14 protein-coding genes are annotated in these 13,623 nt (G+C 52.9%); 2 read left to right on the plus strand and 12 right to left on the minus strand.

Translation table 11 applies throughout. The annotated features are described in order from the left end of the window. Positions 1 to 2: 2 nt before the first annotated feature. The 12 genes from flgK to NST29_RS16225 all read right to left on the minus strand — a co-directional run bounded on the left by flgK (position 3) and on the right by NST29_RS16225 (position 11,584). Positions 3 to 1,604 carry a flagellar hook-associated protein FlgK gene (flgK, locus tag NST29_RS16170; RefSeq protein ID WP_033022499.1) on the minus strand — a complete coding sequence of 534 codons (1,602 nt, stop codon included), beginning with the start codon at positions 1,602 to 1,604 and terminating at the stop codon, positions 3 to 5. A 91-nt stretch (positions 1,605 to 1,695) separates the two neighbouring features. Continuing rightward, a complete protein-coding gene (locus tag NST29_RS16175) occupies positions 1,696 to 2,223 on the minus strand; it encodes a flagellar protein FlgN (RefSeq protein WP_051962606.1) in 528 nt (175 codons plus the stop codon). After that, positions 2,220 to 2,489 carry a flagellar biosynthesis anti-sigma factor FlgM gene (gene flgM / locus NST29_RS16180; RefSeq protein WP_033022500.1) on the minus strand — a complete coding sequence of 90 codons (270 nt, stop codon included), beginning with the start codon at positions 2,487 to 2,489 and terminating at the stop codon, positions 2,220 to 2,222. The genes NST29_RS16175 and flgM overlap by 4 nt, the downstream gene beginning before the upstream one ends. A 68-nt stretch (positions 2,490 to 2,557) precedes the next feature. Continuing rightward, complete coding sequence (locus NST29_RS16185; protein ID WP_033022501.1) at positions 2,558 to 2,968, minus strand: TIGR03826 family flagellar region protein; 411 nt, start codon at positions 2,966 to 2,968, stop codon at positions 2,558 to 2,560. A 24-nt stretch (positions 2,969 to 2,992) separates the two neighbouring features. Continuing rightward, positions 2,993 to 3,433 (minus strand): YaaR family protein, encoded by a 441-nt coding sequence (locus NST29_RS16190; RefSeq protein WP_033022503.1) that lies wholly within the window; start codon positions 3,431 to 3,433, stop codon positions 2,993 to 2,995. Continuing rightward, on the minus strand, positions 3,420 to 3,683 hold the full coding sequence (locus tag NST29_RS16195) for a hypothetical protein (protein WP_131385768.1): 264 nt from the start codon (positions 3,681 to 3,683) through the stop codon (positions 3,420 to 3,422). Before NST29_RS16195 ends, NST29_RS16190 begins: the two co-directional genes overlap by 14 nt. Further along, a complete protein-coding gene (locus NST29_RS16200; RefSeq protein ID WP_131385771.1) occupies positions 3,680 to 5,392 on the minus strand; it encodes a hypothetical protein in 1,713 nt (570 codons plus the stop codon). The genes NST29_RS16195 and NST29_RS16200 overlap by 4 nt, the downstream gene beginning before the upstream one ends. Positions 5,393 to 5,459: 67 nt before the next feature. After that, a complete protein-coding gene (locus NST29_RS16205) occupies positions 5,460 to 6,152 on the minus strand; it encodes a ComF family protein (RefSeq protein WP_033022507.1) in 693 nt (230 codons plus the stop codon). Then, positions 6,149 to 7,540: a DEAD/DEAH box helicase gene (locus NST29_RS16210; protein ID WP_033022510.1), complete on the minus strand. Its 1,392-nt coding sequence runs from the start codon at positions 7,538 to 7,540 to the stop codon at positions 6,149 to 6,151. The genes NST29_RS16205 and NST29_RS16210 overlap by 4 nt, the downstream gene beginning before the upstream one ends. Positions 7,541 to 8,407: 867 nt before the next feature. Beyond that, the gene (locus NST29_RS16215) at positions 8,408 to 9,253 is read right to left on the minus strand and encodes a DegV family protein (protein WP_033022514.1); all 846 of its coding nucleotides are present in this window, start codon (positions 9,251 to 9,253) and stop codon (positions 8,408 to 8,410) included. Positions 9,254 to 9,517: 264 nt separating this feature from the next. Further along, positions 9,518 to 10,192 carry a response regulator transcription factor gene (locus NST29_RS16220; RefSeq protein WP_033022515.1) on the minus strand — a complete coding sequence of 225 codons (675 nt, stop codon included), beginning with the start codon at positions 10,190 to 10,192 and terminating at the stop codon, positions 9,518 to 9,520. A gap of 228 nt (positions 10,193 to 10,420) precedes the next feature. Continuing rightward, a complete protein-coding gene (locus NST29_RS16225) occupies positions 10,421 to 11,584 on the minus strand; it encodes a sensor histidine kinase (protein WP_061912561.1) in 1,164 nt (387 codons plus the stop codon). Between the two features lie 203 nt (positions 11,585 to 11,787). Between NST29_RS16225 and NST29_RS16230 the strand changes: the two genes are divergently transcribed. Together NST29_RS16230 and NST29_RS16235 are read left to right on the plus strand one after the other, a co-directional pair. Further along, positions 11,788 to 12,438: a YigZ family protein gene (locus NST29_RS16230; RefSeq protein ID WP_061912560.1), complete on the plus strand. Its 651-nt coding sequence runs from the start codon at positions 11,788 to 11,790 to the stop codon at positions 12,436 to 12,438. A gap of 19 nt (positions 12,439 to 12,457) precedes the next feature. Beyond that, the gene (locus NST29_RS16235) at positions 12,458 to 13,462 is read left to right on the plus strand and encodes an LCP family protein (protein WP_033022518.1); all 1,005 of its coding nucleotides are present in this window, start codon (positions 12,458 to 12,460) and stop codon (positions 13,460 to 13,462) included. Positions 13,463 to 13,623: the final 161 nt, after the last annotated feature.

Below are 13,623 nucleotides of genomic sequence, written 5' to 3' on the forward strand. Positions count from 1 at the left end.
ACCTACCTTCCAGACACACCCATATTATTAATGATTTTATCGAGCATTTCATCAATTGTTGTAATCATGCGGGCAGCGGCATTATACGCATGCTGAAATTTAATCATATTGGTCATTTCTTCATCCAAGGAAACAGAACTAACTGATTGACGGTTATTATCCACATAAGCAGCAAGCGTCTCAGCGTTCGTTTTCATTCTCTCCGCTTGCTGTCCATCAACCCCTATTTTGCCAATCAATCCTTGATAAAATGTTTGTACCGTTCCGCCAATAATGGGCACGCTCACCGTCGCTCCGTTTCCACTCGGCAGAGGAGCTAACCTGTTCGTGATTTGAACGTCTTTTATCATGGATAAATAAAGGGCATTATTTCCATTACCTGACTCCCCGCTCTTTGCAGATGCAGCTATTTGACTAAGATCATTCACAATGACATCTGACACTTTAATCGAACCTGCCGCCCCTTTTCCTGTCGTATTATCGGCGTTTAGCTCAAAAAAATCAATTCCGTTTGAATTGTTTAGACCGTACCCTTGGCGATGTTGAGCATTGAATATAGCGGCGAAAGAATACGCCATTTTATCCAGGTCGGCAAGCATATCCGGATAGTAGCCTTTTACATTATCACGATTAGGACCATAGCCATATAGCTCAATCAATGATTTAATTCTACCGTTCGCTAAGTTACCGAAATCGCTATCGCTTATTGTTGTGATGGCTCCACTGGCGCCTTCAATTTGTATTTTGGAAACATAGCCGTCCGGGTTCGTACGATCGTTAACAGGGTTGACGGATGGTTCAACAAATAATTTGGAATAGCCATCTTTCGCCACCACTTTTATTGTGGACCCATCTTGATTGACTAAAGAAATCTCATATACACCTTCTGCAATATCAAGAGCATTTCCGCCAGAGGGAACGGTTTCCACCTTTACCTGAAAGTACTTTGACAGTTCATCCACAAGAGCATCGCGTTTATCATAAAGATCATTAGGTAAATACCCATTGGGTTCGACAGTTTTGATCTGGTCATTTAGTTCGCTGATCTGCTTCAAAATTGAATTGACTGCCAATAAGCCTGTTTTAATTTCTTGTCCTATATCCGTACGAATTTGCGATAAAGAAGTATTTAGATAATGAAACGATTCTGCGACCGCTATGCCGCGCTGGCGCACGACAGCACGTGCTCCCTCATTTTCAGGATTGGCACTTAAATCTTGCAAAGATTCCCAAAACTGTGTCAACGCCTTGCCAAGACCAAATTCGCTCGGTTCATTCATAATCTCTTCCATTTTTGCAATAGTTTCGGAACGAGCGCTCCAATAGCCTGATTTGCTTGCTTCATTGCGATATTGATAATCTAAAAAGTGATCGCGCACCCGCTCAATCGACCCCGCTTCGACCCCCGTCCCCATCTGTCCCGGAATTTGCGGGCGGTTCATGGACGCTGGAGGGTACGGCTCGCTTTGGACAAAGTTGACGCGCTGACGTGAATAGCCGGGCGTGTTGGCGTTGGCAATGTTATGGCCGGTCGTGTACAGCGCCATTTGCTGCACGGCCATGCCGCGCTTGGCGACTTCCAGCCCGTGAAATGTTGATCCCATCGTGCTCCTCCTTTTCCCCTTCCATAATGGGGTGTAGTTTTCTGTTTAGCGGCTCCAGTTGCTTTCCTTTTGGCCGCCCGTCGGATCGTTGCTATGCTTTCGAATCAAAGAGTGAACGCGCGCGCTCGTGCGCGGCAGCGTTCTGATTTGGCGCCGTATAGGTCACGTTGGGCGGCTGCGGCAGCCATTGGTCGAGCATAAGCGTCACCCATTGCAGCGACTGGCGGATGAGCTGCCCGTTCAGCTCGTTGGCCGCTTGAAGTTCGCGGATGACGGCAAGGAGCTCGTCTGCCAACCGTTCGACTTTTTGCCGCTCCTCCCCGCCTATTTTCGGCAGGCAATCGGCTAATGATGGCGGATTCTCATCGCCAGACCATGCGGCAACGAGCTGTGCTCGCTCGCGCTCGAGCTGCTGGATGGCGGCGATCGCCGGTTGTTCTTTTTGGATCAGCCGCATTAATCCGTCCGTATCTCCTCGTTTTAATACGTCCGTTTTTTGATAGGCCAATTGAAGCAAATGCCGGTGCAGCGCCAGATGCCGGTCAAGGATCGCCATCAGCCGCAATGCTGGCACACGCTGTTCATCATCGGTTCGCTGATTTTCTATCCTTGTGTTCATTGGCCATCGCCCTTATAGAACTTGTATAGTTTCTCCGCGATAGCGCGGGCATCGATCTCATACGTTCCGCTGTCGATTTGCTCCTTCAACCGGCGCACTTTCTCTTCCCGCTCGGCAGCCCAAGTGGAGCGGTGCTGCAGTTCTTTTGCCTCCTCAGAAATTTCAACCCGATCCCGCCGTCCGGGTTGCCCTGTTTTTCCTTCAGGGATGCCCGCGTACTGACGGTAGGGATGAACGCCCATCGAAAACCGGTGATCGATTCTCACTGCGATTCCTCCTATCGGTTCCGCACATTGTTGTCTTACTACTATTATCGGTCAATCCGTTCATTTGTTTAGCGGCCGTTTCGCCCTTTATCGGTGTAATACGTGCGAAACGCTTGTTGTTTCTTCTGCTCTTCCTCTTTCTTTACCATTTCTAGCTGCCTTTGCAAATCTTTTGAACAGTCGGCGCACATTCTTCCTTCACGGATCAGCTTGCCGCAACGGTCGCACGGATATCCTAAGTTCGGCAACTGCGCCAACGTTAATCGACCGCTTTTGATGAATTTTGTCAACAACATTTCAGAAACCCCGGTTGCCGCAACGATCTGCTCCATCGTGGCCAACCGATTTTCCCGGCGCCGCAAAAATTGGGCTACGATTTGAAATTGCCGTTCTTCTTCTTCACGGCAAGCTGGACAAACATCGCGGACCAGCGAGCGGACAAACAGACGACCGCAAGCCGGGCAATTTTCTAAACCCATCCTTCTCCCTCCCACATGTGGCCATTACGTATACAAGTTGATGATCAATCCTTGAATTTCCCCCAGCGTCTGCAGCAAATCCATCCGCGGCCGTTCTTGTTCGAGCACCGCATTGGTGACGTCCAGCAGCTTTTGGTCGATCGTTTTGACGATCTGATAAACGCGAGAACGGCCGCTCCAATGGAACCCATACTGTTCCGTCAGCTTCAATCCATGGTTCACCGCTTCATCAAGCAATTGTTTGACGAGCTGCTTATACCGCCGCAAATCGTCAACCGTCCGCGACTTGGCCAGTTTTTGTCCTTGCTGTTCGATTTCATCCGCCAGCTGCTTCAACCGCTCGTTGCGCAGCTTTTCCTGCTCCTTGGCGGTCAGCTCGGCAAATGACACAGAAGGCGAAAAAGAAGCGGCCGCTTTTTTGCCGATTGGCACCGATGGGGTGTTGGCAATTTTATTGATCTCCATCTCCTTCGCTCCTACCGTCTTGTTCATCAAGCTTCTGAATCCATTGTAAAACTTCCCCGATCACCGCGTAAAGCTGCGGCGGGACGCGCAGCACCGGATCGGCCAGCTGTCTGAGCAACTCCCGGTCGCGAGGCAGCGGAATGCCCGCCCGCTCCGCCTTGTCGGCCACCTTATCAGCGAGCTGCCGGGGCTGCCGGCTGAGATGTTGCTCATACGACGTAAACGCAGGGACGTAACGGCGCCTGTTCATATCGTCCACTCCCACTGGCTCGTTTCGTTTTCCGTCTTCATTCTGTCTGTCGCTGCTCGCTCTTCGTCTTCGGTGTCCATCGGTTGAAAAGCGAGGCGTTGCACCCGATAACCGATCTGTTCCAGATGATCTTTGACTGTCGAAGCGTATGACTGCAATACTTCCGCCAATTTCTCGGATTCTGTTTCCACCGTCACGGACAGCTGCCGTTCGATCGCCTGCAAAGAAATCCCCACTTTGCCTTGATTCGTATCCAACAAAAAGTAGAGGCGGCAGTTTTGCCAGTCAAGCTGTCCGTTACCGCTGCGAGCGTTGACGTGCACATGCACGGTTGCCATCTCACCATGAAGCGAGAGCGGCCACTGGTACAACATCGTTTGCGTGTGGCTGTCAACAGTAAATTTGTTGAGCAGCTGTTGGCCGGTAAGATTCATGAGCACCCGTTCCGCCTGCGCGGGTGCGGTTCCTTCCTCCACCCATGACAGCAGCAGCGATTTCAAATTCTCGACCGGTGGTAACCGCTCTCCGCTCAAGAGTGCCTGGGCCGCTTCTTGCTCATGGAAAAAGCCGAGGCGGCGCAGCGATTCAACGACGCCTCTCGCCGATAATGCGTTGTCACGAGCCGCTTGGGACGCTTGTTTCAGTATGCGCGACAGCTGCTCGTGCGGCTTCGTACCTTGCCGCTCGTCCGATTCGAGAAAAAAGCGCATCACCTTTTGCTCGGACGGCTGAAAGCGAAGCGACTCCAACAACGCTTTCACTTCACGCACCGTCTTGGCGGCTTCGTCCATCTTTCCTTCCGCAAGGCCGCGTTTCGCCTCTGCCAACTTCGCCCCCGCCTCCAGCAGCTTCGTTTCCGTTTTCATATCGGTAAACAACAGCCAGTCCCCGTTTAACAACATCCGGTCAAGCGAATGAATGAGCGACTCGACAAGCGGCACGGCTCGCTCTGGCGTCTTCTGGGCCGCGGCATGCGCAAATTGTTCCAGCTGACGGGCCATATCACGCTGCCAAACGCGAAAATCGTGGACCAATTCCTTCATTTTTTCTGTCACTGCCGTCATGACAAACGTCCGCGTCTCTGCCGGGGGAAGAACGAGCTCCGATGCAGCTGCGTACGCACGCGAACCTTCCCATCGCTCCGTCTGTTCGCGAACAGGCGCCGCTTTTGCTTCATCGGTTTCTTCCGGTTCTTCTGTTTTCGTCAACAACGGCGCCAACAGGTCGCCGAGCGGCGGGCCGTGGAGCGCTTCATGCGCTAGGCGCAAATGTATCTCGGTCACCTCGAGCTGTTTCGCCGTCAAAGCAGCGACCGTTTCTTGCTTTTGTTTGATCGAGCCGCCTTCCGTCTCCCAAAAGCGACGAACGGCTTCCTTTTCCTTTTCGGTCAGGCGAATGCCACGGGCTGACAGCCATAGGTCGATTCCATCGTCCAATGAAGCTGGCACAAACCGCCCTATAGACGACAGGGGCACCGCTTGCGCCACCCACGTCCCCCCTTCTTGCTTCACAAGCCGCACCATAAACGAACGGTCACTCGGCACACCATCCACAAAGCGGACGCGGACATCCTGTTGACCGATGGTGACCACGGCCTCCTGATCGGTAAGCTTTTCTTTCATTACCGCCATCTGCACACTCTCCGGCTGGAAGGAAACAGCCGGTGTGGGGATTTCATTCGATCGTTGATCGTGACGAATACGCATCATCATGTTTCCTCGCTCATTGTTCTCTTACTGTTTATATCGGCATCCCATCGGCAAATGTTTAGCCCGCTCACGCCCTCACTAGCGTCAGTGATCCCACCTCGGCCGCCCCCGCCTCCAGCAGCACACGGGCCGCGTGGCGAACGGTGACGCCCGTCGTGTAAATGTCATCGATGAGGACGATTCGCTTCCCATTGATCGGCGGATGTCCGGAGAGAAAAAACGGATTGTCCGTTTCAAGCCGCTCGCGGCGCGATTTTTTCGATTGTTTTTCAGAGTGTTTGCGGGCCAGCCAAGGAACGGACGGCAACGGAAGCAGGCGGGCGAGCGCTTCCGCTTGGTTGAAGCCGCGTTCATGCAGCCGTTCGGCGCTGAGCGGAATCGGAACGAGTTGCCACCCCGACCCAAAATCGCGGCGAAAAACGGCGGTCAAGGGCTGACGGAACGCCTCCGCCACCACATAGTCTCCACGAAATTTCCATAAAGCAATGACTTCTTTCATCCACTCGTTGTATACGTATACGGAACGGTTTTTCGCAAGCACTCCGCGCCAGCGCTCATCTTCCTCCCAGTCGAGGCAGTCGGCGCATATCGAAGGCGCCGACTCCTCGAGCGAGCGGCCGCACATCTCGCAAAGGCGGCCGTCAATGAGTTGGAACGCCCCCCGGCAGCGCGGGCAAAGGACGTCAAAGTCTTCGAGGAAAAGAAGCTGGCGCCAGTTCGCAATCGGATTGTACGGGGAATGGCAAAGAAGGCAGTTCATCGGCGCAATAACCCCCGTTTCTTCGCTTCTTCATTCATGCGGAGGATATGGCGGCGCGCTCGCACCATCGCGTTCGTTTTTCCGTGATGAAAAAAGCGGACATCGCCATCCGGAAACGCGGCGTGGCGGCCCACGCGGCCGGCGATTTGCACGAGAGCGCTTTCCGTGAAGATGCGGTCTTCGGCGCCGAGAACGGCCACGTCGATGTTCGGCACCGTCACGCCCCGTTCAAGAATCGTTGTGGTCACCAACAGCGGCACGCGCCCATCGCGAAACGCCTGAACGTGCTCGGCTCTGTCTGGGGCTTCGGCATGAACGCCGACGATGGTGGGATTGACGCGCTGCAAGAGGCGGGTGACAGCTTCAAGCTCATCGATACGAGGAACAAACAAAAACGCTTGTTTTCCCTGCTCCAAACGACGGAGCACCCACGCAAGGACGTTCTGGGGCAAGCGGCCGCGCTCTAACCGCTTGCGCCAATTGCCGCACCATTCGAACGCGGGGACGGGAAGCGGACAGCCGTGGTAGCGGGCGGGGATGACGGCGGCATTCCGCCGCCCGCGCCGAATGTCGAGCTGCCAAACACGCGATGGGGTGGCGGTCAGATAAATAAGGCTCGACTGTTCTTTTCGCGCTTGACTGGCGGCGTATTCGAGCATCGGTTCAACCGAGTAGGGGAACGCATCCACTTCATCAATGATCATGACGTCAAACGCGCGGTAGGCGCGCAACAACTGATGGGTCGTGGAGAGAACAAGCGGAGCGATTCGTCCGCGCTCTTCGCTTCCTCCGTGCCAAACGGCGAGTGGAACGCGGGGAAACGCTTGGCGAAAGCGAGGAGCGAGCTCGCGGACAACATCGATCCGCGGCGTGGCAAGGCAAACGCGTTCGCCGTTCTCAAGCGCCGCAGCGATAGCGGGAAAGAGAATTTCCGTCTTTCCCGCCCCGCATACCGCCCAAACGGTGAGCTCGCTTCGGTCAAGCACCGCCTGGCAGACAGCCTGCGCGGCCTCCGCTTGGGCGGCGGATAGTTCCCCGTCCCAAGTGAACGGCGCTTCATAACGCTCGGATGGAAGCAGAAGCGCCGCATGAACAAGGCGAGTGCAAGTGCCGATGCGCCCCATCACTAAGCACTTGCGGCAATACGTGCAGTCCGATCCGCAGCGGGCGCACGGAAATGAGGCAAAAAGATGGGGATCGTCATTTCCGCAGCGGACGCAGCGCCAGGCGCGCGCTGTTTTGATAAGCCCGGGTTGTTCGTGAAGCAAACCGGCCTGAACGGCGGCGGCGATGTCTTCATCGGGAAACGGCAGCTGCTCCCGCAGGAGACGCTGGCCGTTCAGCCAGGAAACGAGCGGCGAAGCAACGGAAGATGGGAGAATGTACAATGAGCATCACTCCTTTTAAAATTCAAGAAAAGCATGTTCCCGAGCTGGGAGCCAAAAAGAGCGGACAGCGCAGTGATGCGGTAAAAACGTGCCCCCCAAGGCGAAAGATTTTGAGCGCATCAATGAACCAGTGTTATGGAGAAAGAGGGAGCTAACAATGCTCTTTTTTCCTAAAAAAGGGTAGGAAGCACAACGTGGCAACCTTCGATCAGAAAAGAAAGTGGAGGCAAAAACGTTTTTCCGAATAGAGTTAAGATGTGGTTGGACCCTCTTTTTCACGACATATCGACCTTCGAAAGAAATGGATGCGATGAAATCCGACACTATTAAAAAGCCTCAAAGAGTCATCAAAGTGATCGACAACGCGCTTCGACAACATTCCCGGGGAAATAGTGACACATTTTTCAGGAAAGAACCGTTCGACAAGTTCGGCCAGCCTTCTCGTTGAGAAGGAGGAGAGAGGAAAAAACGATGTAGCAATGAATGAAAGCACGCGGCGATGGGGAATACAGTCGAGGGAGAACGGCTCACAACATAGGAGAGCAGCGAAGGCGGGAGAAAAAACGGAAAGTTCCATGAATAACAACCCCATATTGCTCAACGCTCATTCCGTCCCATGAAAACCAAACAGGGTGTGACAAGACAAACAAAGTAGCCAACCGATTCGCCGTAGCGCAAGGCGGAGCGAACCGTTCCTCCTTGCGCCCGGCCCTCGAGCCTAGAAGGGCGGTGATTTAGTACAAAATACTGCTTTTATCAGTTAGAAAAGCCTAGCGAAATCAGCCTTCTTTTTTGGCGCCATGTCGCTGATTTGCTCGTGGCAGCCGTTTTTCACCAGCCTCCTTGAGGCGCGCTTGGCACCCCAATTCACAGCTCATACCACGTCAACCCGAGCGCGCCTTCGCCGACATGGGTGGCGATGACCGGACCGAAATAACTGATCGAAAACTCGACGTGCGGATAGCGAGCGGACAGCTCGTCGCGCCAGCGGTTCGCCTCATCCGGCTGGTTGGCATGGATGATGGCAGCTTTGAGCGGCACGCCTTTGGCGGCATCTTCGGCGAACAATTCTTCGATTCGTTTGACCGCCTTTTTGCGCGTGCGGATTTTTTCAAACGGCACGATCACTTTGTTTTCAAAGCGAAGAAGCGGCTTGATTTGCAAGAGGCCACCGATGAACGCCTGCGCCCCGGTCAGCCGTCCGCCGCGCTGCAGGTGGGACAAGTCATCAACCATAAAATAAGCGCGCAACGTTCGCTTCATTTCATCGAGGCGGGCGAGGATCTCGTCCGGCGTTTTCCCCGCCTGCGCCATCTCCGCCGCCTCGATGGCGTAAAATCCTTGCGCCATGCAGCTGATTTCCGAGTCGTAGGCGTAAACGCTCAATCCTTCGACCATCGTTCCCGCCGTAACCGCCCCTTGATACGTGCCGCTGATGCCGCTTGAAAGGTGGATGCTGATAACCGCATCGTACCCTTCCTCACGAATGGCGGTGAACAAGTCAACGAACTCGCCGACCGATGGTTGAGACGTCGTCGGCAACACAGAATGTGTTTTCATTTTGGCGAAAAATTCGTCAGCGGTCATGTCGATTTCTTCACGATACGCTTCCTCGCCAAAAATGACGCTGAGCGGAATGAGGCGAATGCCCAACCTCTCGCGCACGTCTTTTGGCAAATAGGCCGTACTGTCAGTAACAATTGCGGTTTTCACAAACTCCCTTCCTTCCTGACCGGGAATTTAATTCCATTATACCAAAAAGGCGGACGGCCTACCACTCTTACTAGCGAGCGCGCAGGATGAAACGGAAACAACAGATGCCCGCTGACGTCTCTAACCGCTTGTTGTTCTTGGCGCTGCCCGTTCGCTTTCGTCCTCCGATCCCAAAAGCGGGAATGCCGTTTTCGCGCCACCGAACGAAAACAAACGATGCGGGAAGCGGGACCGCCAGCCTCCGATCGCCAACGCCCAAGGCGGTCAGCGCACTTCCACCCAGCCGTTTTTGATCGCCACAACGACCGCTTGCGTCCGATCATTGACATTTAATTTTTGCAAAATGCTGCTGACATGGTTTTTCACCGTTTTCTCGCTAATGCACAGCGCCTCACCGATGGCGCGGTTGCTTTTTCCATCCGCCAACAGTTGGAGCACTTCGCATTCGCGTCGCGTCAATAAATGGAACGGACGGCGCACTTCTCGCTTGACTGACCCCCCTCTTTTTTCCATCGCCAAACGGCGGTATTCGCGAATCAAATTGTGCGTCACTTTCGGATGCAAATAGGAACCGCCCTCCGCTACGACCCGCACAGCTTCGATCAGCGTATCGGCGTCCATCTCTTTAAGCAAGTAGCCGGTCGCTCCGGTCTGTAAAGCGCGCATGACATAGTTTTCATCGTCATGAATCGACAGGACGACCACTTTCGTATCAGGGTAGGCTTCAATCAGCTGTTTCGTCGCTTCAACGCCGTTGATGTCCGGCATGTTAATGTCCATCAGCACCAAATCCGGGCGATGTGTTTCCACGATCGAAAGCGCTTCGCTCCCGCCGCTTCCTTCCGCCACGACTTCAAAGTCGCCCTCAAACTCCAAAATGCGCTTAATGCCTTCACGAAACAGCTGGTGATCGTCAATGATGGCAATGCGTGTTTTCATCGGTTCCTCTCCTCCTTAAGATGTATTTGTCGAACGTTCACTCGAGTTCTTCCGTGCTGATCAATTAGGGATACCCAATTCCATTCCCGTTGTGCATCGGCATCACGCAAGAACGGTTTGTGTTCCTTACTGACTTGGCGCGGCAACATGTCGGGGGTCGCTCCGCCTTATTCCAAAAGCGCGGCCTGTGTTCCTTATTGACCCCACCGCACATGGCCAGTCAGCCCATTACCTGTCTTCCGAAACGGTACGGTCCAGCGGGATGCGGATGAACACCGTCGTTCCGCGGCCAGGTTTCGAACGGATCGTCAATGTACCGCCAAGAAGCTCGACCCGCTCTCGCATGCCGATCAGACCGAACGCGTTTTCTTTTTTGACGGCCGGGTCGAACCCTTTGCCGTCGTCCTTGACGCTGACCAATACGTCTCCGCACGCCACTTCCAGCTTAACATCAATGCGGCGCGCTTCAGCATGTTTCAAAGCATTTTGCACCGATTCTTGGACAAGCCGAAACACGGCCGCCTCCATCCGCGACGGCAGCCGAACTTCTTCGCCGATATGTACAAAAGAAATATGGACTCCCTTACTATATTCTTCGGCCGTCTGTAAGTATTTTTTAAGTGTCGGCACGAGTCCAAGGTCATCCAATGCCATCGGCCGCAAGTCATAAATAATACGACGCACTTCCGACAAAGCCGAATACACCATTTTGCGAAAATCGCGAATTTCGGCGATCGCTTCTTCGGTTCCTCGCTCTTTGATTACCTTTTCCACCAAATCGGAGCGAAGAAGCACATGGGCGAGCATTTGTGCGGGACCGTCATGAATTTCCCGCGACAGACGCCGTCGTTCTTCTTCTTGCGCTTCGATGATTTTCAAACCGAATTCTTGCTTTTGTCTAACTCCCTCAATCATTTCGCTCACGTGGCGAAAATCGCTGTTTAAATAGTTGAGGACAACGGTGATTTGCCCAACTAAATGGTCAGCGCGCGCGATGATTTGAGAAAGGCTCGCCAGCCGCCGCTCGAGTTCATCGCGGCGCAGGCGCAATTGCTTTTCGCGTTCACGCACCATCGCCAGCTTGACGTGTAGCTCATGGGCGGCTTCATACGCTTGGCGAATATACCGTTCAGAATGGGAGGAAAAGTTTTGGCTCACTTCCGACAGGCGACGGCGCGCCTGCCGCGCTTCCCCTTCCAAACGATCCGCCTCTTCGATCGTCTCGGCCGTCAACCGTTTCACTTCTTCGAGTTCCCGCAATAAGTGATCATGTTCTTGCCTTGACTGCTCGCCAATGTGGAAAATTTCGTCTTTGCTATGTTGAACGGTGTCGATCATTTTTTCGACAATTTCATCCAACTGTTTGACATCCCAACGTTTTTCCCCAGCCATTTGCCAACCTCCAGCAGCGCTGCCAAGCCGTGCGCACGAGCGCCATCAAAATTTATTTGAAGGAAAAAAGTTGTCGATTTATAATAGTAAAAGCATGCCCTGTCTGCAACTCTTGTATTTTCAGTTTACCATAGTCAGCGCAAATCGCTACCTTTTTCAGCAAAATCATCGCATACCTTCTTAACGATCGGGGGGGGTTGGCGTTGCTGCCATCGTATTACACCGTCAAAGGGTATGGCGAACAAGAAATCGTGATTGAAAAATCACGGTTTATTTGCTATATCAGCCGCGCCGAGACGGAGGAAGAAGCCATCGCCTTCATCCAGCAAATCAAAAAGAAGCATTGGGACGCAACCCATAATTGCTCGGCTTACCTTATCGGCGAACACGACCAGATTCAAAAAGCTAACGATGACGGAGAACCAAGCGGCACTGCGGGCGTGCCAATGCTGGAAGTATTGAAGAAAAAAGGACTAAAGGACACCGTTGCCGTCGTCACCCGCTATTTCGGCGGCATCAAACTTGGCGCCGGAGGATTGGTACGCGCCTACAGCCGCGCCGTCACCGAAGGGCTAAAAGCCGCCGGCATCGTCGAACGCTGTCTCATGCGCGTCATGCATGTCACGATCGACTATCCATGGCTCGGAAAAGTGGAAAACGAATTGCGGGCGTCAACCTATATGATCAAAAACATCCATTACGCCGATCGTGTCACCTTTGAGGTGCTTGTTCCTGAAGATGGACAATCGTTGTTTGCTGAATGGGTGACAGAATTGACCAATGGAAGAGCGGACCTCGTAGTGGGCGCAGCTGAATATAGGGAACGGCTGCTCCCGTCTGAAACGAAACTGTAAGGAAAGAAGGGTAATAACTATGAATACGAGAAAATCGACAAGAAAACGAAAGAAAAAGAAGCGACTTCGCCGATTCGTGCTGCTCTTGTTTCTTCTTTTAATCGGCGGAGTAGGGGCTTTTGGCTATAACATTTACTCCGAGACAAAAAAAGCATCGGACAAGATTTATGAAGCGCTCAAACCACCGGGTAGTCGGAAAGATCACATTGAAATGCGCAAAGATCCATTTACCGTCCTGCTGGTAGGAGTCGAAAACCAGTATCATGATGAGAAAGGGCGATCGGATGTCGTCATGCTGCTGACCGTCAACCCAAAAACGAACAAAGTGTACTTGTTGAGCATCCCCCGTGACACTAGGGTATACATTCCAAGCGAAGGACGGAAGGACAAAATCACCCACTCCTATAGCTATGGGGGCATTCAATCGACAATAGAAGCCGTCAATAAGCTGATTGATGTTCCGATCGACTATTACGTGACGACTGATTTTGAAGGGTTCGAAAAAATTGTCGATTCGTTAGGCGGCGTCACGGTGGATGTTCCGTTCACATTCAAAGCCCAACTGACAGGTTCACTCAAATGGCATACGTTCCATAAAGGCAAACAAGAGTTGAACGGCAATGAAGCGCTCGCCTATGTGCGCATGAGAAAATCCGACCCCCGCGGCGACTTCGGCCGCAATGAGCGGCAAAAACAAGTCATCCGGGCCATTATTGACAAAAGCACGTCCATCACCTCGCTGCCGAAGCTAGATGACGTCATCGCCGATTTAGGGGATCACGTGCGGACGAACATCCCTCCGTCCGATTTGTTGTCGTTTATCTATGTCTATCAAAAAATGAAGAACGCGGATGTCGAAAATTTGCATCTAAAAGGATACGACGAAACGATCAACGGCGTATACTACTACATCCCGGATGAGCAATCGGTTAGCTCAATCAATGAAACGCTTCAGCAAGCGCTTGAGACGTCCAACGTCTCCCTCACACGCAACGATTCGCCGTCGGTGCAAAGCGAAAATTAACAGTCTGTAAGAAAAGGTGTCCAAAAACCTCAGCCGGGCACCTTTTTTCCTGTTTTAACCACCACACACATATGAGATTTCTCGTCTTCCGCAACCGTCATCGTCCTCTCATTCTCCCTTTTTCAACAAAACATTTCATTTTTCCTCATAATAGGACTGAA

It is taken from the genome of Geobacillus sp. FSL W8-0026, assembly GCF_037966255.1.
GTDB lineage: Bacteria > Bacillota > Bacilli > Bacillales > Anoxybacillaceae > Geobacillus > Geobacillus icigianus.